25 protein-coding genes are annotated in these 23,595 nt (G+C 26.4%); 14 read left to right on the top strand and 11 right to left on the bottom strand.

Annotated elements, in window-relative coordinates; all coding sequences use genetic code 11:
* The first annotated feature begins 100 nt into the window (after positions 1-100).
* Positions 101-1,216 carry a molecular chaperone DnaJ gene (dnaJ, locus tag GQV94_RS03300; protein ID WP_200169533.1) on the top strand — a complete coding sequence of 372 codons (1,116 nt, stop codon included), beginning with the start codon at positions 101-103 and terminating at the stop codon, positions 1,214-1,216.
* A gap of 7 nt (positions 1,217-1,223) precedes the next feature.
* Here the strand turns inward: dnaJ and GQV94_RS03295 are convergent, their stop codons facing one another.
* On the bottom strand, positions 1,224-2,393 hold the full coding sequence (locus GQV94_RS03295; protein WP_200169532.1) for a M23 family metallopeptidase: 1,170 nt from the start codon (positions 2,391-2,393) through the stop codon (positions 1,224-1,226).
* Between the two features lie 133 nt (positions 2,394-2,526).
* On the opposite strand from GQV94_RS03295, the gene GQV94_RS03290 reads away from it, so the two are divergent.
* The 3 genes from GQV94_RS03290 to GQV94_RS03280 are packed head-to-tail and all read left to right on the top strand — an operon-like array spanning position 2,527 to position 5,413.
* Positions 2,527-3,228 carry a plasminogen-binding N-terminal domain-containing protein gene (locus tag GQV94_RS03290; protein WP_200169552.1) on the top strand — a complete coding sequence of 234 codons (702 nt, stop codon included), beginning with the start codon at positions 2,527-2,529 and terminating at the stop codon, positions 3,226-3,228.
* Positions 3,228-4,604, top strand: a complete 1,377-nt coding sequence (locus tag GQV94_RS03285) for an FAD-linked oxidase C-terminal domain-containing protein (RefSeq protein WP_200169531.1) — start codon at positions 3,228-3,230, stop codon at positions 4,602-4,604. Before GQV94_RS03290 ends, GQV94_RS03285 begins: the two co-directional genes overlap by 1 nt.
* 2 nt (positions 4,605-4,606) lie before the next feature.
* On the top strand, positions 4,607-5,413 hold the full coding sequence (locus tag GQV94_RS03280) for a YihY/virulence factor BrkB family protein (protein ID WP_200169530.1): 807 nt from the start codon (positions 4,607-4,609) through the stop codon (positions 5,411-5,413).
* On the opposite strand, the gene GQV94_RS03275 is transcribed toward GQV94_RS03280, so the two are convergent.
* From GQV94_RS03275 to GQV94_RS03260, 4 genes are read right to left on the bottom strand one after another with little or no spacing between them, the layout of a single operon-like run.
* Entirely contained in the window at positions 5,360-6,610 is a 1,251-nt protein-coding gene (locus GQV94_RS03275; RefSeq protein WP_200169529.1) for a ComEC/Rec2 family competence protein, read from the bottom strand. The genes GQV94_RS03280 and GQV94_RS03275 overlap by 54 nt on opposite strands.
* Positions 6,610-7,167, bottom strand: a complete 558-nt coding sequence (locus GQV94_RS03270; protein WP_200169528.1) for a DedA family protein — start codon at positions 7,165-7,167, stop codon at positions 6,610-6,612. The genes GQV94_RS03275 and GQV94_RS03270 overlap by 1 nt, the downstream gene beginning before the upstream one ends.
* Before the next feature lie 6 nt (positions 7,168-7,173).
* Positions 7,174-8,724 (bottom strand): ribonuclease Y, encoded by a 1,551-nt coding sequence (gene rny / locus GQV94_RS03265; RefSeq protein WP_200169527.1) that lies wholly within the window; start codon positions 8,722-8,724, stop codon positions 7,174-7,176.
* Complete coding sequence (locus GQV94_RS03260) at positions 8,660-9,274, bottom strand: 5-formyltetrahydrofolate cyclo-ligase (RefSeq protein ID WP_200169526.1); 615 nt, start codon at positions 9,272-9,274, stop codon at positions 8,660-8,662. Before GQV94_RS03260 ends, rny begins: the two co-directional genes overlap by 65 nt.
* A 72-nt stretch (positions 9,275-9,346) precedes the next feature.
* On the opposite strand from GQV94_RS03260, the gene GQV94_RS03255 reads away from it, so the two are divergent.
* The 10 genes from GQV94_RS03255 (at position 9,347) to GQV94_RS03210 (ending at position 18,574) form a co-directional block, all read left to right on the top strand.
* Positions 9,347-9,913, top strand: a complete 567-nt coding sequence (locus GQV94_RS03255) for a TlpA family protein disulfide reductase (protein WP_200169525.1) — start codon at positions 9,347-9,349, stop codon at positions 9,911-9,913.
* Complete coding sequence (gene ftsY, locus GQV94_RS03250) at positions 9,913-10,779, top strand: signal recognition particle-docking protein FtsY (protein ID WP_200169524.1); 867 nt, start codon at positions 9,913-9,915, stop codon at positions 10,777-10,779. The genes GQV94_RS03255 and ftsY overlap by 1 nt, the downstream gene beginning before the upstream one ends.
* Positions 10,772-10,924: a hypothetical protein gene (locus tag GQV94_RS03245; protein WP_200169523.1), complete on the top strand. Its 153-nt coding sequence runs from the start codon at positions 10,772-10,774 to the stop codon at positions 10,922-10,924. The genes ftsY and GQV94_RS03245 overlap by 8 nt, the downstream gene beginning before the upstream one ends.
* Positions 10,925-10,929: 5 nt before the next feature.
* Positions 10,930-12,693: a motility associated factor glycosyltransferase family protein gene (locus GQV94_RS03240; RefSeq protein WP_442778706.1), complete on the top strand. Its 1,764-nt coding sequence runs from the start codon at positions 10,930-10,932 to the stop codon at positions 12,691-12,693.
* A gap of 42 nt (positions 12,694-12,735) precedes the next feature.
* Positions 12,736-14,076 carry a DNA repair protein RadA gene (radA, locus tag GQV94_RS03235; protein ID WP_200169521.1) on the top strand — a complete coding sequence of 447 codons (1,341 nt, stop codon included), beginning with the start codon at positions 12,736-12,738 and terminating at the stop codon, positions 14,074-14,076.
* A 63-nt stretch (positions 14,077-14,139) separates the two neighbouring features.
* Positions 14,140-14,820 (top strand): F0F1 ATP synthase subunit A, encoded by a 681-nt coding sequence (locus tag GQV94_RS03230; protein WP_200169520.1) that lies wholly within the window; start codon positions 14,140-14,142, stop codon positions 14,818-14,820.
* Positions 14,817-14,996 carry a hypothetical protein gene (locus GQV94_RS03225; protein WP_200169519.1) on the top strand — a complete coding sequence of 60 codons (180 nt, stop codon included), beginning with the start codon at positions 14,817-14,819 and terminating at the stop codon, positions 14,994-14,996. The genes GQV94_RS03230 and GQV94_RS03225 overlap by 4 nt, the downstream gene beginning before the upstream one ends.
* 79 nt (positions 14,997-15,075) lie before the next feature.
* Complete coding sequence (gatB, locus tag GQV94_RS03220) at positions 15,076-16,494, top strand: Asp-tRNA(Asn)/Glu-tRNA(Gln) amidotransferase subunit GatB (RefSeq protein ID WP_200169518.1); 1,419 nt, start codon at positions 15,076-15,078, stop codon at positions 16,492-16,494.
* Positions 16,494-17,402 (top strand): NAD(P)H-dependent glycerol-3-phosphate dehydrogenase, encoded by a 909-nt coding sequence (locus GQV94_RS03215; RefSeq protein ID WP_200169517.1) that lies wholly within the window; start codon positions 16,494-16,496, stop codon positions 17,400-17,402. Before gatB ends, GQV94_RS03215 begins: the two co-directional genes overlap by 1 nt.
* Entirely contained in the window at positions 17,402-18,574 is a 1,173-nt protein-coding gene (locus GQV94_RS03210) for an amidohydrolase family protein (RefSeq protein ID WP_200169516.1), read from the top strand. Before GQV94_RS03215 ends, GQV94_RS03210 begins: the two co-directional genes overlap by 1 nt.
* Here the strand turns inward: GQV94_RS03210 and GQV94_RS03205 are convergent.
* From GQV94_RS03205 to GQV94_RS03180, 6 genes are all read right to left on the bottom strand, one after another.
* Complete coding sequence (locus GQV94_RS03205) at positions 18,571-19,008, bottom strand: hypothetical protein (protein WP_200169515.1); 438 nt, start codon at positions 19,006-19,008, stop codon at positions 18,571-18,573. The genes GQV94_RS03210 and GQV94_RS03205 overlap by 4 nt on opposite strands.
* Position 19,009: 1 nt before the next feature.
* On the bottom strand, positions 19,010-19,318 hold the full coding sequence (locus tag GQV94_RS03200) for a rhodanese-like domain-containing protein (protein WP_200169514.1): 309 nt from the start codon (positions 19,316-19,318) through the stop codon (positions 19,010-19,012).
* On the bottom strand, positions 19,315-21,144 hold the full coding sequence (htpG, locus tag GQV94_RS03195) for a molecular chaperone HtpG (protein WP_200169513.1): 1,830 nt from the start codon (positions 21,142-21,144) through the stop codon (positions 19,315-19,317). Before htpG ends, GQV94_RS03200 begins: the two co-directional genes overlap by 4 nt.
* Before the next feature lie 244 nt (positions 21,145-21,388).
* A complete protein-coding gene (locus GQV94_RS03190; RefSeq protein WP_200169512.1) occupies positions 21,389-21,757 on the bottom strand; it encodes a fluoride efflux transporter FluC in 369 nt (122 codons plus the stop codon).
* Complete coding sequence (locus GQV94_RS03185) at positions 21,751-22,452, bottom strand: lysophospholipid acyltransferase family protein (RefSeq protein WP_200169511.1); 702 nt, start codon at positions 22,450-22,452, stop codon at positions 21,751-21,753. Before GQV94_RS03185 ends, GQV94_RS03190 begins: the two co-directional genes overlap by 7 nt.
* Positions 22,430-23,590 (bottom strand): SH3 domain-containing protein, encoded by a 1,161-nt coding sequence (locus GQV94_RS03180; RefSeq protein ID WP_325099505.1) that lies wholly within the window; start codon positions 23,588-23,590, stop codon positions 22,430-22,432. The genes GQV94_RS03185 and GQV94_RS03180 overlap by 23 nt, the downstream gene beginning before the upstream one ends.
* Between the last annotated feature and the right edge of the window lie 5 nt (positions 23,591-23,595).

Raw genomic sequence — 23,595 nt, 5'->3', positions numbered from 1 at the left:
TTTTCCTTAATTTTTAATGTAATTTTATTTAAATTATATTAAAAACTTGGTAAATTACTTTTTTATTTTTAAAAATTTTAACAAATAATGCGGAGATATAATGGAAATTAATTATTATGAAATTTTAGAAATAGAACAAAGTGCTAATAAAGATACGATTAAAAAAGCTTATAGAAAATTAGCTTTAAAATATCATCCTGATAGAAATCAAGGGGATAAAGAAGCTGAAAATAAATTTAAATTAATCAATGAAGCTTATGAAGTTTTAAGCAATGACGAAAAAAGAGCAATATATGATCGCTATGGAAAAGCAGGTCTTGGAGGGGCTTCTTCGGGCTTTAATGGAGGATTTGCTGATTTTGAAGATTTAAGCGATATTTTTTCAAGTTTTTTTGGAGGAGGCTTTACACGTTCAAGTAAAAAAAGAGCAAACAGTGAAAAATTTAGTTCTCAATTAACTATTAATCTTCAATTAAATTTCAAAGAAGCAGTTTTTGGATGTAAAAAAACTTTAGATTTTACGTATAAAAATTTTTGTAAAAAATGTGATGGAAGTGGAGCTAAAGATGGTAAAACTCAAACTTGTCCTAAATGCAAAGGAAAAGGTCAAATTGGAATTCAACAAGGTTTTATTACTTTTGCTCAAACTTGTCCTGATTGTAAAGGAAGCGGAGAAAAAGCGAGTGAGCGTTGTCCTGATTGCAAAGGTTTGGGTTATGAAGAAATAAAAGACAAGGTAGAGATCAATATCCCAGAAGGTGTAGATACGGGTGTAACTTTAAAAGTTGCTAATAAAGGCAATATTGTCAAAAATGGTTTAAGAGGAGATTTGCTTGTAAAAATAATTGCAGAAGAAGATGATACTTTTATCCGTGATGGAGAAGATATTTATATAGAATACCCAGTTTTTTTCACTCAGGCTATTTTAGGAGAAAGCATTAAAGTTCCCACTATAAGAGGGGAAGCTATATTAAAACTTCCAATAGGTGCTAAAGATAAGCAAAGATTTATTTTACAAAATGAAGGGGTGAAAAATATTCATTCTGATGAATTTGGATCTCAAATTGTTCAAATTGCAATAACTTTTCCAAAAACGCTTAATGATGAACAAAGAAAACTTTTAGAGCAATTAGGAGAAAGTTTTGGAATAAAAGATGGTATGCATCACGAGCAAAAAGGATTTTTTGAAAAAATTACTTCTTGGTTTAAAAATTAGTCAAAAACTATATTGAATCAAGTTCAATATAGTTTTCAAAATCTTCTTCTTTTGGAGGATTTTCTTTGCTATCCTGAATAAATAGATTCATCTTTTTTTCATACTCACTTACCACTTTTTTAAATTCATCTAAATCTTTTTTATTAAGTTGAGTTTTAGCAATTTTTATAATAGATTCTGGATTAATAGCTTTATTGTTTAAATAAACTCCAAAGTGCAAATGAGGACCTGTGCTCATACCAGTTGAACCTACATAAGCAATAACCTGTCCTTGTTTAACTTTTTGTCCTTTTTTAATCTTTGCAAAGCGACTAAGATGGGCATATAGTGTTGTATATCCAGATGAATGTTGTACTTTAACAACATTACCGTAGCCATTTTGCGTTCCAACAAAGGTAATTACTCCATTTCCAGCACTTTTAACAGGGGTTCCTGTGGGTGCTGCATAATCAACTCCTAAATGTGCGCGATATCTTTTTAATACAGGATGATATCTTGCTGTGCTAAATTTTGATGAAATTCTTAAGTAATTAACAGGCTTATCCAATAAAAAAGAGTCAATTTCTTTACCTTTTTTATCATAATAATTTTCATTAAAATAAAATATTTCTTGAGAGTTTTTATTTACTTCTACACGAGCCATTTTAATTGTAATATCACCAAAAAGTTTTCCCATTCTTCTTTTTTGTTCATAATATAAAATAATTTCATCACCTTTTTGGATGTTTCGAAAATTAATACTTCCTCTAAAGGCTCTTACCATAGCTCTTGCCAAAGTTGAGCTTTTGCTTTCTTCGTATACATCTTGATAAGCAGATGTTTTCACATTTAAGCGTAAAATTCTATTTTCTTTATTGTAAAATATCGGGGTAAAAGTTAAAATATATTGTTTATTGGAATCTTTATAAATATGAATTTGCAAATCATCGCTAATTGGGATTAAAACTTGTTCGATATTATTATTGTCATCTTTTAAAATTTGATATTTTGTTTTATAGGCAATTTCTGAAGCTAATTCTTGATCTTCTTTGTCTAGATTATAATATAAAGACATAGGAATTGAATTTCTTTGTAGGAATTTAAGCAAGGTATCGCCATTTTCCCAAGTTAATTCTTCCATGCTTACAGCAGCAAAAGCTTGAATAATAGCCAAAAACAAAAATAAAATTTTTTTCATTAAAAACCTTAAAAATTAAACAATATTATAAAATTAAAAGCTATATTTTACTTTATTTTTCTTACAATTACTTAATGAAAAATGATTATGAATGTATTAAAGGAGTATGAGTTTGTTAAGAATTATTATAATGATGTTATTTTTTGCTAATCTTTATGCAGATTTGAATTTAAATTCTGTAAAAACAAATCTTATAAAAGTTGATGGAGTTTATGGATATATTAAGGATAGTCCTGAAATTTCGCTCCATTCTTCAGGTATTATAATGCATAATTTTGCAGATTCTAAAAGTATAGTTGCTAGAGCAAGTGTTATATCAAAGGAAAATGGTTTGGCTAAATTAGAATTTAAAGTTTTTGATTCTTTAGAGCAAAAAGCTCTTCCTTTGCCAAATATTTTACCAGAAGTCAATGATGAGGTTATTTTAAATTTTCTTTATAATAGAGCTTTAATTATAGCGCCTAATGAAACAATTTACAATGAAATTGAACAAAGTTTTCCTCAAATTTATTTTACTCATATAGATATTTTTGGAGCTCAGTTAATTAGAGATTCTATAAGCAGTCCTAAAAGATCTGATTTTAGAAAATTTTGCTCCAATAATGCTGTAGGAATTGTAATTTTTGCTCTTGAGCAAAAAGCTATTTTTGTAGATTGTCAAGATTTTAGCATTTTATATGAAAGATCCATACAAAAAGCTACAAAAATACAAACACCTTTTTATTCAAGAGTAGGGAGTTATCAAAATAAATTTTTAGGTTTTTTTACTTCTGAACAAGATATAACAAATTTTTATAGATATTATAAAGCTTTATTAGGGATTTATAAAAATTAATGAAAAAAGAGTTTAAACAATATTTTAAAGAGCTTTTAGGAAATGATAATGCTTGTTTTGATATTTTGCATCAAAGAGCTTATAGTTATGATGCAACAAAAAAGCATTATTTACCTGATGGAGTGCTTTTTCCAAGAGATGAAAATGATATTGCTAAAATTTTAAAATTTTGTAATGAAAATCGTATTATTGTAGTTCCAAGAGGCGCTGGAACTGGTTTTAGTGGTGGAGCTTTGGCAATTAATGGAGGAATTATTTTATCTTTTGAAAAACATATGAATAAAATTTTAGAAATTGATCTTGAAAATTTAGTTGCTGTAGTAGAACCTGGAGTTATTAATTTTAATTTACAAAAAGAAGCACAAAAATATAATCTTTTTTATCCCCCTGATCCTGCTAGTATGCATTTTTGTTCTTTAGGGGGCAATGTAAGTGAAAATGCTGGAGGAATGAAGGCTGTTAAATATGGTATAACAAAAGATTATGTAATGGCATTAAGAGCAGTTTTGCCAAATGGTGAAATTATAAGAGCAGGAAAAAGAACAATCAAAGATGTAGCAGGGTATAATATAGCCGGAATTTTAATTGCAAGCGAAGGAACTTTGGCGGTATTAAGCGAACTTACTTTAAAATTGCTTCCTTTGCCTAAATTTAAAAAAACAGCTATTGCACTTTTTGATGATATAAAACAGGCTATTGATTCTGTATGTAAAGCTTTATCAAAAGGTTTTAACCCTGTTTGTATGGAATTTTTAGATTTTTTAACCATAGAGGCATTAAAGCAAAAATTTAAACTTAATTATTTAATTGCCAATGCAGCCTTGATTATAGAAATGGATAACAATGAAGAAGAAAATTTAAATAAAAATCTTAATCAAATGAAAGATTTTTTTTTACAAATGGGAGCAAAAGATTTTCAAATAGCAAAAAATGAAAAAGAAGCTTGTGATATTTGGTTTGCAAGAAGAAATTGTTCTCAAGCTATTACAATTTACGGAAATTTAAAACTTAATGAGGATATAACAGTGCCTAGATCAAAACTTGCTGAACTTTTAGAAGGAATTGAAAAACTTGCTTTAAAATATAATTTTAAAATTCCTTGTTTTGGTCATATTGGAGATGGAAATGTACACGTTAATGTAATGCTTGAAAAAAATGATTTAACTCAAATCGAGCAGGGTTATAAGGCTATAGAAGAAATTTTTAAACTTACCATAGAACTAGGCGGAACATTAAGTGGGGAGCACGGCATTGGAATTTCTAAAGCACCTTTTATGCAACTTGCTTTTAATGAAGCTGAGATAAATTTAATGAGAAATATTAAAAAGGCTTTTGATCCAAATAATATATTAAATCCTTTTAAAATGGGAATTTAAAAATGTTTAGTAGAATTTTAAAAATTTTATTTGCACTTAGAGATAAAGAAGTATTAAATTATTCAGCAGCTTTAAGTTTTTATACAATTTTATCTTTAATACCTATTTTATTTATTTGTTTTTCGGTTTTTACTCGAATTTCTAGTTTTAATACCTATTATGAAAAGGCTAAACAAGTTATTTTTGCTTTTTTAATTCCTGCTCAACAAGATATTGTTTTTTCTTATTTGGATACTTTTTTAAAAAATAGTGTTAATTTGGGTATATTTGGTTTTATAGCAATGATTTTTACTTCTTTGGCTTTTTTTTCTGGTTATGATTTTGTGATTAATCGTATCACTAAAAATGAGCCAAAAAATCTTTGGCAAAGTATAAGCTCATATTGGACTTTGCTTACTTTAATACCTTTGGGCTTAGGTTTTAGTTTTTATATATCAGGTTATATACAAGAACTTTTAGATAAATGGAAAATAGGATTTAATTTTTTTGAATTTTTACCTTTTATTATTATTTGGGCTTTATTTTTTATTGCTTTTTCAAGTTCTTTGCATAGTATAAAAACTAAAATTATAAGTATTGTTTCTTTTTTAACTTCTATGATTTGGTATGTTATTAAAAATTTATTTGTTTATTATATTATTTATAGCAAAACTTATCAAAGTGTTTATGGATCTTTTTCTGCTATTTTGTTTTTCTTTATTTGGATTTATATTTCTTGGATTGTTTATCTTTTTGGAATAAAAATTTGTTACAACTTAAATGAAAATGAAGGGCAAAAGATTAAGAAAAATACAAAGAAGCGCCAATAATTTAAAACGTATGCTAAGTAAAGAAAGTAAAATATAAGCCAAAAAAATTAAAAAAGGAATTTGAAAATTAATTGCATAAAGCTTAAAATTAAAAAATGATATTAAATAATGATCCAATAATCCTCCTTCATTGATAAAATGTAAAAATAAAACTAAAGGGTAGAAAATGATAAAAATAATACTAATAAAAATAGCCAAAATTTGTTGATAAGTAAGAAGCGGAAAAAAATACATTACTGGTAAAATCATAGCAAAAAATGTCCATATATTAAGCAATAAAACATTCATAAAAGGTTTAAAATATTTTGAAAAATGATGCAAATACAAAAAAATATAAAAAACTCCAAGAATAGAAAATAAAAATCCAACACTAAATAAAAATCTAGGAAACAAAGCTATACAAATACATATACTAAGAAATAAATTTATAAAATTAATAAGTTTGATATTCTTACTAATTAAATAAAATCCCCATAAAAGCATAATTAAGGAGCGTATATAAGAGGGAATTAAACCTATTAAATAAGCATAAATGATTAAAAAAATAAAAATTATTATACTTAAATCAAGTTTTAAATTTCTATAGGGAAAATATTTTTTTTGAAAAAAGCTATAAATAGGACTTAAGATAAAAAATAAAAAAGAAAATATAAGTCCCATATGATAACCACTAATTGCTATTAAATGTGCTACTCCATAATAATTAATATCTGTTCTAAGTTCCAATGATATAGGCAAAGCAAAAAATAAAGCTCCATAAAATTCTTTAATTTTTTCATCTTTATGTTGATTTAAAAAATAATCAATAATTTTTAGATTTTTGCTAAATCCTAAACTTTGAATACCATAACTTGGCGCATAAAAATTCTTTGATAAATAATCTTTAAAATTTAAATTTGTTGTAATTATTCTAAGTTCTATATTTTCATTTTTACTGAGATTTAAATCTTTAAAACTTGTTGTATAAAATGTAAAATTTTTATTTTTTAATTTTAAGACAAAATAATTTTTATTTTTTATATTCTTTTTTTGATAAATTTGAATAATAGTAGCTTGAATTAAAGGATGTTTATTTTCTTTAAAATTTAAATAATTTTTATATTCTAATAAAATATTAAATAAAAAAATACTAAGAAAAATTAAAAATATGATAAATAATTCTTTATTTTTTTGTAATAAAGAATTATAAAAAAGCATTATTTTTTGGAAAAATTATGAAGATAAAGCCAAATTACTCCAACTAAACAAAGCAAAAATAAAGGTGCTAAATAAGGATAATTGCTAAGATTATTAAAAATAAAAGTAATGCTTTGTCCAAAAATATAAGCTAAATATCCAAGCAATAATGCCCAAATAAAACTTGAAATTGTATTGATTATGAGAAATTTAAGAAAACCATATCTAGCTATACCTGCTGCTATAGGAATGAAGGTTTTGATCCCATAAATATATTTTTGTATAAAAAGTAAAAATATCCCATATTGTTTTACTTTAATCATAGCTAAAGCCAGTTTTCGTTTATGATTTTTAAAATAAGGCAAAATATCTTTTTTGTAATATTTTCCTAAAATAAAAAGCAAAGTAGAGCCTAGTGTATTGCCAATAAAAGCAATACTTATGCACAAATATAAATCAAGCTTGCCTTGGGAACACAAAACTCCAGCAGCAAGAATTCCAACCATCCCTCCACCTAAAGAATAAAAGAATAAAACAATATAACCATAACGAAGTAAAGTATCAATCATATCTTGCATAAAATCTTACCTTGCATATTCAATTGCTCTTAATTCGCGTATTACATTAACCTTAACCTCACCAGGATATTGAAGCTTATCTTCAATTTCATTAGCAATTTCTTTGGCTAAAAGTACAGCTTGATCATCATTGATTAGCTTTGCATTGGCTATTACTCTAATTTCTCTTCCTGCATTAATCGCATAAGCATTTTTAATCCCTTCTTTATTTTTGGCTATTTCTTCAAGTTCGTTTACTCTTTTTAGAAAAGCTTCTAGGACTTCTCTTCTTGCACCAGGTCTTGCAGCACTTAAAGTATCAGCAGTACAAACTGCTGCTGCTTCTATACTTGTAGCTTCTTCGTGACCGTGGTGTGCATAAATGGCATTAATTACAACAGGATGCTCTTTATAGCGTTTGCAAAGTTCGGCTCCTAGATCAACGTGAGAACCTTCAAAGTCGTGTGTGAGTGCTTTTCCTATATCGTGTAAAATTCCAGCGCGTTTAGCTAGTTTTTCATCCCCGCCACATTCAGCTGCGATAATTCCTGCAAGATGTGCAACTTCTAAAGAATGAGCTAATGCATTTTGACCATAACTAGCACGATATTTTAATTTTCCAATAAGTTTTAAAATTTCAGGATGTAGTTTATCAAGGCCTAAATCCATAGCTATAATTTGTCCTTCTTCTAAAATGGAATTTTCAAATTCTTTACAAACTTTTTCATAGATTTCTTCAATACGTGCAGGCTGAATTCTCCCATCTTCAACTAAAAGTTCTATTACTTTTGTAGCAATGGCACGGCGATAAAGATTAAAACAGCTAATTATAATAGCACCTGGTGTATCATCTATAATAATATCAACCCCTAAAACCATTTCTAAACTTTTAACATTGCGTCCTTCTTTGCCTATGATGCGTCCTTTGAGTTCATCATTTTTAATATTTACTACATTAATAAGCCTCTCTGCAGCAAATTCTCCAGCAAAACGTGAAGTGGCTTGAGCTATGATATAGTTTGCTTTTCTTTTAGCCTCATTTTTAGCTTCTTCTTCATATTTTCTTACTATATGAGCTATTTCATTGCGAGATTTTTCTTCAACTTTTTCTAGAATAATTTTTTTAGCCTCATCTTTTGTAAGACCTGATGAGTGTTCTAAAATATTGATTACTTCATCAATTTTATTTTGGTATTGATTTTTTAATTTTAAATTATCACAATGAAGATCTTCTATGATTTTTTGATTTTTATTCAATTCTTCTTCGTCCTTTTTTATTTTTTCCATTTCGATTTTAATTTGTTGTTCTTTTTTATGAATTTCTTCAAATTTGCATTGTAGTTCTTGTTGTAATTTATGAGCTTTATCATCATATTTTTTCTTAATTTCTAATTCAGCATTAAGTATAGAATTTTTAGCATCTTTTAGTATAAGTTCAGCTTCATATTCAATAGCTTTTGCTTTTGCCTTTGCTTGTTCGATAAAAATTTCGTGTTTGGCTTCATTAATTTTTTTAGCAACTAAATATCCTAATCCAAGTCCTATTAAGGTTGTAAAAACTGCAATTATTGTTATCATTTATTATTTCTTTCCTATAGTATTTTTTATAAGGATTTATATAAAAATCTCCTTGTATATCATAGAAATCAGTAATGTTTTTATTATTAAACATATTAACACTTTGAACAAAAATAGTTAAAGGTTTATAGTTTAAATCATAAAAAAATCTATCATAAAAACCTTTTCCATGACCAATTCTTTTTAAATTTTTATCCACAGCTATAACAGGAATGATAGCTAGATCAATTTTTTTTACTTTAAAAAAGGAATCATTTGGTTCAAAAACTTCATATTTTTTCTTTTTTAAAGGTAGTCTCAATTTTACTATTTTCAAGCTTTTATCTTGCATAAATGGGACAAAAAGTTCGCAATTTTTACTCAATAATCTCCTAAATTTGAATAAATTGGGTTCATATTTTAAAGGGATAAAGAGCAAAATTTTTTTTGCTTTATTTTTTTTAATTATTTTTAAACATTCTTTAAAGACTTGAAAATCTCTTTTAAATTTAAATTTTATGTGTTCTTTTAAAAGTTTTTTTGATTTTTCTCTAAAATTATTTTTCAACATAAAACTTACCTTGAGATATTAATTTATGTTATAATTTTATCTTTTATTTTTAATTTAACAAGGAAAAATTGAATGGTTTTTAAAAAATTTTTTTTTCTTTTTTTAATTTTTTCTTTATTTTTTACAGCTTGTGATAAAAATTCAAAAAAAGAAGGCGAACAAGAATCAGCACAAAAAAATATATCATCAAATAAGTCTGAAAGTAAAGTAAATTCTTTTAATCTAAAAATGATCAATGGAAATTTATTATCAGTTAAAACTCAAGATGATAAAATTATCTTTAATAATGGCGATAAAATTAGTTTGTTTATATTTTTTACAACTTGGTGTCAGCCTTGTATTGCCCAAATTGTAGATCTTAATAGATTTGAGGAAAAATACAAACAAAATTTGCAAATTGTAGGTGTTTTACTTGAAGAGCAAGATAAGCAAAGTGTAGAAACTTTTATACATAAGAATAAAATAAAATTTGATATTGCTATGGGGGATAGCAACTATCTTTTAGCTAAGAGTTTAGGAGGTATTAATGGAATGCCAACTTTATTTTTGTTTGATAAAGATAACAATCTTATAAGACAATATTTAGGCTTGATTCCTGCAGAAATGTTAGAAATTGATATACAAAAGGCTATAGATTAATGTTTGATTTTTTAAAAAAAGGATTAAAAAAGACTCTTGAAAATATCGTTCAAATTAAATCAGGACATAAAAAAATTACCAAGGATCTTTTAGAGGAAATTTTATTAGAAGCAGATGTAAGTTATGAAATAGTAGAGGAAATCATTTATTATCTACCTCCTTCTGATGAAGTTAGAAAAGAAGATTTAAAACGTGTAATGAAAACATATTTTTTATACGATCAAAAAGAATTACCTCATCATAAACCTTTTGTTGAACTTGTTTTAGGTGTTAATGGTGCAGGAAAAACAACAAGTATTGCAAAATTGGCATATTTATATAAACAGCAAAATAAAAAAACTATTTTAGGAGCTTGTGATACTTTCAGAGCTGGAGCTATAGAACAACTTAAACTTTGGGCACAAAAATTGGATATTGAGATTGTGGCAAGCTCTCAAGGACACGATCCTTCAGCTGTTGCTTTTGATACTATTTCTAAAGCTAGAGCTAAAGATTTTGATCAAGTGATTATTGATACAGCAGGAAGGCTTCAAAATCAAAAAAATTTAGCATTAGAGCTTGAAAAGATTATACGTATTTGTAATAAAGCATATGATGGAGCTCCACATAGGAAAATTTTAGTTTTAGATGGGACTCAAGGAAATGCTGGTATTTTGCAAGCAAAAGCATTTAACGAATTTGTGAAGCTTGATGGAGTTATTATAACAAAACTAGATGGCACAGCTAAAGGTGGAGGATTATTTAGTATAGCAAGAGAGCTTGAACTTCCTATATTATATATTGGTGTAGGAGAAAGTATGCAAGATTTATATGAATTTGATATTGATAAATATCTTGATACGCTTTTAGATCCTATTTATGATTAAAACAATGTATAGTAAAGAACAAAAAGATCTTTTTTTTAAAAATATATCTTCTTTAAAAAACATTTCTCTTTATGAAAAACTAAATAATAATATTTTGCATAATTTTAGAATTTTAGCAACGGGGGGGGGGATCTACTTTCTCTAAATCTAATCAATACTTGTAATAAATTACAAATTTATCAAGATGCAGAAAAAGAATTAGAAGAAAAATTAAAACTTTTTCAAACAAAGTATTTATTTTATCCTGTTCTTTATTTTTATGGTTTTGGAAATGGTATTTTATATAAAGTTTTGCTTAAAAATATCCATTTAAAACATATTGTTGTATTTGAGGATGATATTTCTTTGCTTTATGAAATTTTTCATCTGATTGATTTTAGCGAAGAGTTAAAAAATAACAAGCTTATTGTTTTACGAAGTGATATTTTGACAAAAGATTTAGAAAATATTTTTACTACCCCACCTTTTTTTAATTTTTTAAGAGTTTATTCTTTGCATTTGCATAGTACTTATTATGAAAGTTTTCAGAATGATATTATAAAACTTAATCAAAGAATTTCTCAAATTATTAAATCAACAATACTTTATCAAGGCAATGATATTGAAGATACTTTGCAAGGTTTTACTCAATTTATTTTTAATAGTCCTAAAATGATTTTAAACCCTTCGCTTAGTTTTTTATATGAAATTCGTAAAGAAAAATCAAAAACAGCCATTATTGTTTCTACTGGGCCTTCTTTAGATAAACAACTTCCTTTACTTAAAGAATATCAAAACAAAGCTACCATATTTTGTGCTGATAGTGCTTATTCAATTCTTGCAAAATATGATATAAAACCTGATTATGTTTTAATGTCTGAAAGAACAGAAAAGACTGCAGAGCTTTTTAAGAATTCTTATGAAAGTATTGATAAGGATATTATTTTTGTATTGTTAGCTTTAGTACATCCAAAAGCTATAAAATATCTTGAAAGCTCTAAAAGAAATTATATTTTAATCCCTTATCCTTCTTTATTTACTAAACAATGTATGCTTGAAGATTTTGGTAATTTTCCTTCAGGATCCACGGTTGCCTTAAATGCTTTAAAACTTGCTTACACTTTAGAGCATAAAAATATTATTTTTATAGGCCAAGATTTAGCTTATTCTCAAGATGGGACTTCCCATTCTAAAGATTATATGTATGGATCAAATTATGAAAGCAATATAAAACAAGAAAATACTTTAGCTTATGGAGGAAAAGGAGAGGTTAAAACTCATTGTATGTGGAATGCTTTTAGGCTTTCTATAGAAAATTTTATACATAAAAATATAAAAAATTGTAATTTTTATAATGCTACAGAAGGTGGAGCAAGGATAGAAGGAGCTATAGAAAAACCTTTTTTAGAATGTTGCGTTAGCTTATTAAATGATGATGATAAAAAATTTAAACAATTAAAAAAATTAGATATAGATAAGCAAAATAGACTTTTATTAGATATAGATAAAAATATTTATAAACTTTATCTAGATTGTGATGAATTTTTAAAAGAATTAGATGAATGTTTAAAAAATCTCGAACAAGATAGCAAAAGAATACTAAATAAAGATTTTATTGACAAAATGATTATCCAAGAAGCTATTAAAAAAATTGATTGTTTTAAGTTAAGGATAGATGATTATACTAAATCGGTACTTTATGAATTTATACGACCTTTTTTAATGCAATTTGAATTTAATTTAGCAAGGATTTATGTTTTAAATCCTAAAAATGAACAAGAATGGCTAGATAAGAATTTAACATGGATTAAGGATCATATTTTTTTAATTCAAGTTTTAATTGCCAACATTAAACTTGTAAAAAAAGGAATAAAAGAGAATATCGCTCCTTTAAAACAAACACTTTTATTAAGAAATTTAAAAAGTCTTTTTTAACTTCAAAATATTATAATATTAAAAATTTTTTTAGGTTTTAAAATGGCTAAAAGTAAAATTTTATTTGAGTGTCAATCTTGTGGAAATCAACAAAGAAAATGGCTTGGTAAATGTCCAGAATGTGGTTCTTGGGATAGTTTTATAGAGCTTAAAGCTGAGCAAATTAAGATTTTAAAAGAATTAGAACATATAAATTCTAAAGCAAGTGAAGCTATATGTATTGATGAGGTAGAAATAGAAAAATTTAGCAGAATTAGCACGCAAGATGATGAACTTGATCTTGTTTTAGGCGGAGGTTTGGTTGAGGGTTCTTTAGTTTTAATTGGTGGTAGTCCTGGTGTTGGAAAATCAACTCTTTTGCTTAAAATTGCCTCTAATTTAGCAAATAATGGAAAAAAAGTGCTTTATGTAAGTGCAGAAGAGAGTAAATCACAAATTAAATTACGCGCCAATAGACTTGATGCCAATGGATTAAATTTATTTTTACTTACAGAATTATGTTTAGAAAATATCATAGAGGAATTGCGTAAAAAAGATTATTCTATCTTAATTATAGATTCTATTCAAACTTTATATTCTGATAAAATTTCTTCAGCCGCAGGAAGTATTACTCAAGTAAGAGAAATTACTTTTGAACTTATGCGTTTAAGCAAAGCTTACAATATAAGTATTTTTATTATAGGTCATATTACTAAAGATGGGGCAATTGCTGGTCCTAGAGTGCTTGAACATATGGTTGATGTAGTGCTTTATTTTGAGGGTGATACTACAAAAGAAATAAGATTGCTAAGAGGTTTTAAAAATCGTTTTGGCAATATTAGCGAAGTAGGGATTTTTGAAATGAGTCCTAAGGGTCTAATCAGTGCTAAAAATTTAGCCAATCGTTTTTTTACTAGAGGCAAGGCTACTTCAGGAAGTGCTTTAGGTGTTGTGATGGAGGGAAGTAGAGCGTTGGTTTTAGAAATTCAAGCTCTTGTTTGCGAAAGTTCTTATCCTAAAAGAAGTGCAACAGGCTATGAGAGAAATCGTTTAGACATGCTTTTAGCTTTATTAGAGAGAAAATTAGAAATTCCTCTAGGGCATTATGATGTTTTCATTAATGTAAGTGGTGGTGTGAAAATCAATGAAACAGCTGCAGATTTGGCTGTGGTTGCTGCTATAATTTCAAGTTTTAAAAATCGTCCTTTAAGCAAAGATAGTGTTTTTATAGGAGAACTTAGTTTAAATGGGGAAATTCGAGATGTATTTCATCTCGATGTTAGATTAAAAGAAGCTAAAATGCAAAAATTTAAAAATGCTATTATCCCTTCTAAACCTTTAGAAGATATAGGTTTAAAATATTTTGTTACCAAAGAGCTTTCTCAAGTTTTAGAATGGATGTAATTTCATTAAAATATAAGTAAGTTTTAGATAAGATAATCCATTAAAATATTATTTGAGGAAAATATGAAAGATTTATTTTTATTTAGCTCTTTTTTTGATTCAAGCCATACTTTTGCTTATTTTTTTCATCTAGGCATAGTTATTGTTATTGCAATAGTTATTACAAAATTAGCTACTTCTTCTATGCAACTTGTTCCAAGAGGAATGCAAAATTTAGTTGAAGCTTATTTAGAAGGTGTTCTGACTATGGGTAAAGATACTTTAGGAGATGAAAAAGCTGCAAGAAAATATCTTCCTTTAGTTGCTACTTTAGGGATAATTATTTTTTTAAGTAATATTATAGGAGTAATTCCAGGTTTTGAAGCTCCAACGGCAAGTTTAAATTTAACTCTTTCTTTAGCCTTGATTGTTTTTGTATATTATCATTTTGAAGGCATAAAAACTCAAGGTTTTATAAAATATTTTTCTCATTTTATGGGTCCTATTAAAATTCTGGCTCCTTTAATGTTTCCTATAGAAATTATCTCTCATCTTTCTCGTGTAATTTCTTTATCATTTCGTTTATTTGGCAATGTTAAGGGTGATGATTTATTTTTGGCAGTTATTTTAGCTTTGGTTCCTTATGTTGCTCCTCTTCCAGCCTATGTGCTTTTAACTTTTATGGCATTTTTGCAAACTTTTATTTTTATGATTTTAACTTATGTTTATTTAGCTGGTGCTACGATAATCGAGGAAGGCCATTGATTTATTTGTTTGATTTTTTAAAGGGTGCTTCTTTAGGTTTTATTCTTTTTGGAGTGCTTTTTTTATTTTCAAATAATTTTGTTTGGAAAATTGTTATATTAGGAATTTTATTTTATCTTATATTTGATCTTTTAATAAAAAATTACGAATTAAAGCAAAAAATTAAAAATAATTAATTTTTATATTTTATTCTTTTAAAGTCTTTTTGAAATAAAAAATGATAAAATCTTATTATAAAATTTTTAAGGAAAATAAATGTTTGAGGTAGTTATAGGACTTGAAGTTCATGCTCAATTAAATACTAAGACTAAAATTTTTTGTTCTTGTGCCACTTCTTTTGGAGAAGAACCGAATACCAATGTTTGCCCTACATGTTTAGCTTTACCTGGAGCATTGCCTACTTTAAACGAAGAGGCGGTTAAAAAAGCTATTTCTTTTGGAAAAGCTGTTAATGCTACGATTAATAAAAAAAGTATTTTTAATAGAAAAAATTATTTTTATCCTGATTTGCCCAAAGGTTATCAAATTTCTCAATTTGATATTCCTATAGTTGAAAATGGAGAAATTTTTATTAATATTAATGGAGAAAATAAACGCATAGGTATCACAAGAGCACATTTAGAAGAAGATGCAGGAAAAAATATTCATGAGAGTTCTTTTTCTAAAATAGACTTAAATCGTGCGGGAACACCTCTTTTAGAAATTGTTAGTGAGCCTGAATTAAGAAGCAGTGATGAGGCAGTAGCTTATCTTAAAAAACTTCATTCTATTATAAGATTTTTAGATATTTCTGATGCTAATATGCAAGAGGGAAGTTTTCGTTGTGATGCTAATGTAAGTATACGTCCAAAAGGCGACACTAAACTTTATACTAGAGTAGAAATTAAAAACCTTAATTCTTTCCGTTTTATACAAAAGGCTATAGAATATGAAATTAAGCGTCAAAGTATAGCTTGGGAAGATGGGGTATATGAAAAAGAAGTAGTACAAGAAACAAGATTGTTTGACACAACAAATTTAATCACAAAAAGTATGAGAAATAAAGAAGTAGCAGCAGAATATCGTTATTTTCCAGATCCTGATTTATTACCAGTTGTTTTAAAAGATGAATTTTTAGATGTTAAAATTCCAGAATTACCTGATGAGAAAAAAATACGTTATATTAATGAATTTGGAATTAAAGAAAGTGATGCTGAGATTTTAATTTCTTCTTTGGAACTTAGTCATTTTTTTGAAGAGCTTCTTTCTTATAAATTAAATCCAAAACTTTGTGTTACTTGGCTTAATACTGAACTTATGGGATTTTTAAAAGGTGATTATACCATAGAAAATTCTCCAGTAAATGCAAAAAAACTTGGCGAGCTTATTGCAAAAATAGAAGAAGGTGTTATTAGTGCGAAAGCAGCTAAAGATATTTTAGCTTTTATTTTTGAAAATCCTAAAATGCAAATTGATGAAAGTATAGAAAAACTAGGACTTAAACAAGTTAGTGATGATGGAGTTATTGAAAAAGTAATTGATCAAATTTTAAATGCTAATGAAGATAAAGTTCAAGAATATAAAAGTGGAAAAGATAAATTATTTGGTTTTTTTGTTGGACAGGTTATGAAAGAAGGCAAAGGCGCTTTTAATCCATCAAAAGTTAATGAAATCTTAAAATCAAAGCTTGGATAATGAGTATTGCTGTAATTGGAGCAGGTAAATGGGGAAGTGCTTTATATAGTGCTTTAAGTATAAATAATAAGTGTTATATAACTTCCTTGACTCCTAGAAATATACCAAATTTTATATCCATTAAAGAAGCTTTGAAATGCGAATATATTATTTTTGCTCTTAGCGCTCAAGGAATTTCTTCTTGGCTTAAAGAAAATTTTATCAATCAAGGTCAAAAAATTTTAATTGCATCTAAAGGTATAGAAAATTCTACTTGTAAATTTCTAGATGATATTTTTTTAGAATTTGTTAATAAAGATCAACTTTGTGTTTTAAGTGGACCTTCTTTTGCTGCCGAAGTTATACAAAAACTTCCTTGTGCTTTAATGATTAATGGTTTTAATGAAAAAACTTGTAAAGAATTTGTTCAGTTTTTTCCTGATTTTATAAAAACTTACATTGACAATGATGTTAAGGGTGCTGAAATTTGTGGTGCTTATAAAAATGTTTTAGCTATTGCAAGTGGAATATGCGATGGTTTAAAACTTGGCAATAATGCTAGAGCTTCTTTAATTGCTAGGGGATTAATTGAAATGCATCGTTTTGGTAAATTTTTTAAGGCTAAGGAAGAAACTTTTTTAGGGCTTAGTGGAGCAGGAGATTTATTTTTAAGCGCTTCAAGCAACCTTTCAAGAAATTATCGTGTAGGATTAATGTTAGCACAAAATAAAAATATAGAAGAAATTCAAATGGAACTTAAAGAAGTAGCAGAAGGTATAGCTACTTCATATGCTATAAAAAAAATAGCTCAAAAAAATGAGATTTATATCCCTATAGTAAATGAACTTGTTAGTATTTTAGAGGGCAATACATTAAGCGAATCTGTGCAAAAATTACTTAAACAAAATAATTTCAATAAGGAAGGGTAATGATTATTAAAAATGCTAAACTTTATGGAGAAGTTTTTAAGGATATTAGAATTGAAAAAGGTAAAATAGCGCAAATTGCAGACAATATAAAAGATGATGATAAAATTATAGATGCACAAAATCTCACATTACTACCTTCTTTTATTGATCTTTGTATTACTTTAAAAGATAATACATTTTCTCTAAAACATTTAGATGCATTAGAGAAACAATGTTTAAAAAATGGAATTTGTGCTATTGTATTGCGCGATAGTACAAATTTTGATGAACAAGGGTTTGAATTATATTTGCAGAATTTATCTCAAAGAAAAATACATATTTTTCCTAGTGTTAAAGTGTTAGATTCTCAAAATAAATTAAGAAATCTTTCTATGTTTATAGATAGAGGTGCTTGTGCTTTAGAACTTAATAGTGCAATCGATGCCAATGTTTTAAAAATCAGTATACAATATGCCTTAATGAAAAATTTACCAATTTTTATGCAATGTTATGAAAAAAATTATGATAATGGTGTAATGAATGAAAGCTTAACAAGTTCTGAATTAGGATTAAGCGGCATTATCGAAGTAGCAGAAACAAGTGAAGTGGCCAAGATAAAAGAACTTGAAAACTTTTATCAGGTTAAAATTCTTTATGATATTTTAAGCCTTGAAAAGTCTTTGTCTTTATTAGATGAAAAAAATTTAACTCTTTTTAGTATTCATCATTTAATTAAAGATGATACAAGTTGTAAAGATTTTAATACCTTGGCTAAACTTATGCCTCCTTTGCGCTCAAAAGAGAATTTAAACTCTTTAAAAAATGCCCTAAAAGAAGAAAAAATTAGTTTTTTAAGTAGCATGCATAGCCCTTATACAAAATGCTTAAAAGATACAACTTTTGATGAAGCTGTTTTTGGTATAGATAGTATTGATGAATTTATTAGTCTTTGTTATACTTTTTTTATCAAAGATAAGCTTTTATCTTGGAAGGAACTTTGCAAGCTTACAAGTTTAAATCCTGCAAAATTCTTAGGTTTAAATACTGGGGAAATCGAAGTTGGAAAAGAAGCTAATTTTATTATTTTTGATGAGAGTGCTTCTTTTGAAACTTCTTCTAATTCTTTGTATGCTAAAGATAAACTATATGGGAAAATAAAACATCATTTTATTCAAGGGGAAATGATTTTTTAATTTCCCTCTTTTAATGTTTCAAAATTTTGCATTAAGTCGTTTCTTAGCTTTTCATTGATTGAGTGAGATTCTTTTAAAAAATCTTCAATAATTTGCTCTAATTTTTTTAAAAAATTAAAAAGTTCATTTTGCCATAATTCATCACTTTTTTTACTCAAATTCATAGTTTGTATAAAAGTAAGCTCACGGCTTAAATCTCCAAGATACTCTAAAAAAATATCTTTTTTATCTAAGTTTAAAAGTTCTAATTCATTATTTTGTACTTTGCATTTTAATTCTCGAATTTTTTCATCAATATAATCACAAAATTTAGGATAAATATCAGTTTTAATAGGTTCTAGTAAAGTTTTTTCATCAATTTTTAAAGTATATTTTTTAATAGCAAAATAAAGCATTAAAAAAGATAAAGCAGCAATGAGTAAATAAAAAGCCATTTTATTTTTCCTTGTAGTATGCCATCATACCACCTTCAAGATTTGTACTAGAAAGTTTAAGTTCATCTTGGATGATCTGAGCTGCTATTTGACTTCTATTTCCACTACGACAAACAAAAGCCAATGGCTTATTATTGAGTTTTTCTTTAATTTCTTGTGTAAAATTTGGATTGATAAAACCTTTATTATCATAAAGATAAACAAGTTCAGCATTTTTTAGAACTCCTTCTTCCCATTCCAAAGGAGTTCTAACATCAAAAATTTGATATTCATCTAAATTAGCTTTTGTAATAGCTATATTTACAATCAAGATAAAGCCTTTATGATAATTTTATTAAGAGCTTTATTAAATTCATCGGGTTTATTTACTCCCATTCCTTCACTTAATTTTGCCATATTTAAGATTAAGGTAGCAATATCTGGAGTAAAGGTTTCATTTTCTTTTAGCTTGTTAAATATTTGATGTTTAGGGTTTAGTTCTAAAATAGGTTTGATATTTTGTTCTTGTCCCATTTGTTTAAGAATTTGCTGCATAGCAAAATCAGGTTTATTTTTATCATAAACTATACAACTTGGGCTATCGCTAAGTCTTGAAGTAAGGCGCACATCATCTACTTCTTCTTTAAGTAATTCTTTAAATTTAGCAAGTAAAGAAGCAAAATTTTGTTTATCTTCATCACTAATTTCTTCTTTGTTTTCCACTTGATTAATTGCTACAAATTTAAGACCTTCATATTCATCAAGCATTGGCATAACTAAAGAGTCAATTTCATCATCCATTAGCAAAACTTCAACATCTTTTTTTCTATACTCTTCTAATAGTGGAGAATTTTTAAGTAAGCTTTCATTATTCCCTGTAATATAATAAATTTCTTTTTGCTCTGCTTTAATATTTTCTTTATATTCATCAAGAGTTCTTAAACCTTCGCTTTTGGTGCTCTTATACATCATAAGTTTTAATAAACTTTGTTTATTGTCGCCAAAGCCATATAAACCTTCTTTTAAAACTTTTCCAAAGGTTTTAAAAAAGTTTATATATTTTTCTTTATCTTTCTCTTTTAATTTTGTTAATTCGCTAAGAATTTTTTTAACACTAGCTTCTTTAACTGCTTTTAAAATTTGGTTTTCTTGTAAGATTTCACGACTTACATTTAAAGGAAGATCTTCAACATCAATAATACCTCTTATAAATCTTAAATAAGTTGGCAAAAGCTCTTTATCATTATCGCTAATAAATACTCTTTTTACATAAAGTTTTAAGCCACTTTGATAATCAACGCGAAAAAGATCAAAAGGTGCGTTTTTTGGGATGAAGAATAAAGAATTATATTCAAATTTTCCTTCGCTTTTTGTATGAAGATAAAGCAAGGGTTTTTCATTGTCATGGAAATTTTGTTCATAAAATTTTTCATAATCTTCTTGTTTTAAAGAAGCTTTTGATAATCTCCATAAAGCATTAGCTTTATTGATTTGAGAAATTTTTAATTCTGTTTTTCCTTCTTCTTCGCCTTCTTTAGCAGGGATATATTCTTCTTTTTCCATAAAGATTGGAAATTGAATATGATTAGAATATTTTTCAACTATATTTTCAATTTTGTAAGAATTTAAAAATTCATCATCTTTTAAATAAAGCGTTATGATAGTACCTTGCTCTTGTTTGTCTGCTTCTTCTATTTCATAGCCCTTTGCATCAGAACTCCAAAGATAAGCTTTATCATCTAAGGCTTTTTTAGTCAAAACTTCGATTTTTTCTGCCACCATAAAAGCTGAATAAAATCCAACACCAAATTGCCCTATAAGCTGAGAATCTTTTTTCGCATCTCCACTTAAATTTTCTAAAAAATTTTTTGTTCCGCTCTTTGCTATGGTTCCTAAATGATTGATTAAATCATCTTTATTCATACCAATACCATTATCGCTAATGCTTAAAGTTTTTTTATCTTTATCAAGTTTAATTTCTATTTTTGGTTTAAATTGAAGGTTTTTATATGCATCATCACTAACGCTTAAAAAATTTAGTTTATCAAGAGCGTCACTTGCATTTGAAATCAACTCTCTTAAAAAAATTTCTTTATTAGAATATAAAGAATGTATCATAAGTTGCAAAAGTTGATTGACTTCAGTTTGAAATTGCATATCTTTTCTCCTTAATTAATTTTTAAGGAGATATTTTAGCAAAAAAATTAAAATTAAGAGTAAATTTTAAATCTAGATATTTTTTAAAAGATAGAGAATTTGGCTTTTAAAAGAAATTTTTATCAATATTTTTTAATCAAATAAGATTTTATAAAGTATTTTTGAGATTTATGGACAATAACTTTTTTAATTAAGATATTTTATAGTGATTATTAAAATTTAGTTTTTATTTTATAATTTTAAATTATTTAAAAATTAAAAGACCAATCCATACAGCAAATAGGTAAAAACTTATATTAAGGAATATATTAAGAATTAAATTTAAATAGCACCCATTTTGTAAAAATAGTAAATTTTGATATGAAAAACTAGAAAAAGTAGTAAAAGCACCTAAAAATCCTATGTTAATAAAAGAATTTAAATAAGGTGAAAAATATCTATTTTGTAAATAAGAATATAACATTCCCAAAAAAAATGATCCTAAAATATTAACAAAAAGTGTTCCAAGATTAATAGAATAGGGTAAAAATTTGTTTATTAATTCGATAAAAAGCATTCTAAAAATAGCACCTAAAAATCCTCCAAGCCCTACAATTAAAAGTGTATTTAACATAATTTAAGGTTATTTCTTTCTTTATCAAGAAGCTCTTGCATTTTTTTACGTGTATTTTCAAGCCATAATTCATCACTAGTATCAACTAAATCCATACAAATAATTTTAAGAATCCCCTTATTTGCATTAAAACTTTTGGTATCTAAAATTTTTGCAGAATCTACAATAAGAATAGGTTGAATTTTTAAATTTAATTTTTGTGCTAAAATTTTGGCTCCACTTTGGAATTTAAGCAATTTCTGGGTTCTTGATCTTGTTCCTTCTGGAAATATAGCCAATACTCTATTTTCATTTAGTCTTTGTTCTGCTTCTTTTAATATTTTTATTAACTCCCTTGGGTTTTTTCTATCTATACAAAGGAATTTAGGCTTTTTCATTGCTAATTTAAATACAGGAATTTGAGCTAATTCTTTTTTTGCAATCCAAGCTAAATTTTTAGGATAAATATCTTCTAAAGCGATAATATCTAAAGTACTTTGATGATTCATAAGTATCATAGAAGCTTGTTGATTGAATACACCTTTAAGTTCTATTTTATAGGGAATAATATATTTTTGAGTTTTTGCCCAAAATTTACGAATTTTCCAAAGTTTTTTTTGAGATGATATAAAACAAAAGCAAAGTAAAACTAAGCTTACGCTTAAAATAAAAAAGATCCAAAAATATAAAGCTCTAATTTTTTGCAAGATCTTCATTTTCTACCCATCCTATTTTTCCATCTTTAAATAAAACCTTTATATATGGCTTTCTTTCTCCTAAAATTTCAACTTTTTCATTGTTATTAGTTGTGTAAAAATAAGTTGACAATTCAGTCGGCAAAATTCTAGCTTTGGCATTAGCTTTTAAAATTCCAATTTTTGTTGAAGTGTCTATTAAAAATCCAGAGATAAAACAAATTAGCGCAAAAACTAAAATAATGTAATTTTTTTTAAAAACAAAGCAAATTCCTAATAAAAAAGCAATAATCCAAAGTCCATATTGTTTATAGATATTAAAATCTTTATTAGTAGGATTTAAATCACTTTGTGTACTTATACTATCTTCGCTAACTTTTATTTTTAAATTATAGTTTTGAAGTTTTTTTTCATCTTTATTAAAATAAGAAAAAGAAAAAATATTTTTATTTACAGGAAATACTGCATAATAATAAGCATTAGAAGAATTAAAATCTCCTTTTAAATTTTCAATACCTTGTTTTTCTATTCCTTTTAAGTAAAAACTTTTAAGATTGGTATTAGTAGCATTTAATTCCATAATCATAATTACATTTTTATCATCAAAATAATTTGTTTTAATCTTTTTAATTTCAAGTGAGCTTGCAACTAAATGAGAAAAATTATTACTACTTGGCGTATTTTCAAATTTTATAGGATTTATAGCAATATTAGCTTTTTGGAAAAAAACATTATTGCGACTTAGCTTGATAATGATTTGTTCTAAATTAGCATTAGAGGTTTTTGCCTCAAACCATAATGTTGCTTCATAAACATCATTTTTTCTTTCCCATTTAACATCAGGATTTAAAAACAAGAGATCATTATTTTTGATAAATTCAATATGAAAATTAAAATTGGTATTTTCTGTAGTTTTAGCATAGATTGTTATAGGAAAAACTTCTCCAACATAAGCTTTATTTATATAATTGCCAGTAATTAAAACAAGTGAGCTTTGTGGGATGAAAGGATCTTCAATATTTTTTTGATAATCTTCGCTTTCATCGCTAGGAGCAATATTTTTATAAATTTTTTGCTCTTCTTCTGGAAGATTTTTAAGTTCTATTTGTAAATTATTTATATTATCTTGCGCTAGGACTTTGATGATTAAAAAAGAAATGAAAA

Origin of the sequence: Campylobacter sp. TTU_617 (assembly GCF_016599045.1) — a bacterium.
Lineage (GTDB): Bacteria > Campylobacterota > Campylobacteria > Campylobacterales > Campylobacteraceae > Campylobacter_D.
The sequence above is the reverse complement of the archived record's forward strand: the minus strand, read 5'-3'. Positions and strand labels throughout refer to the sequence as shown.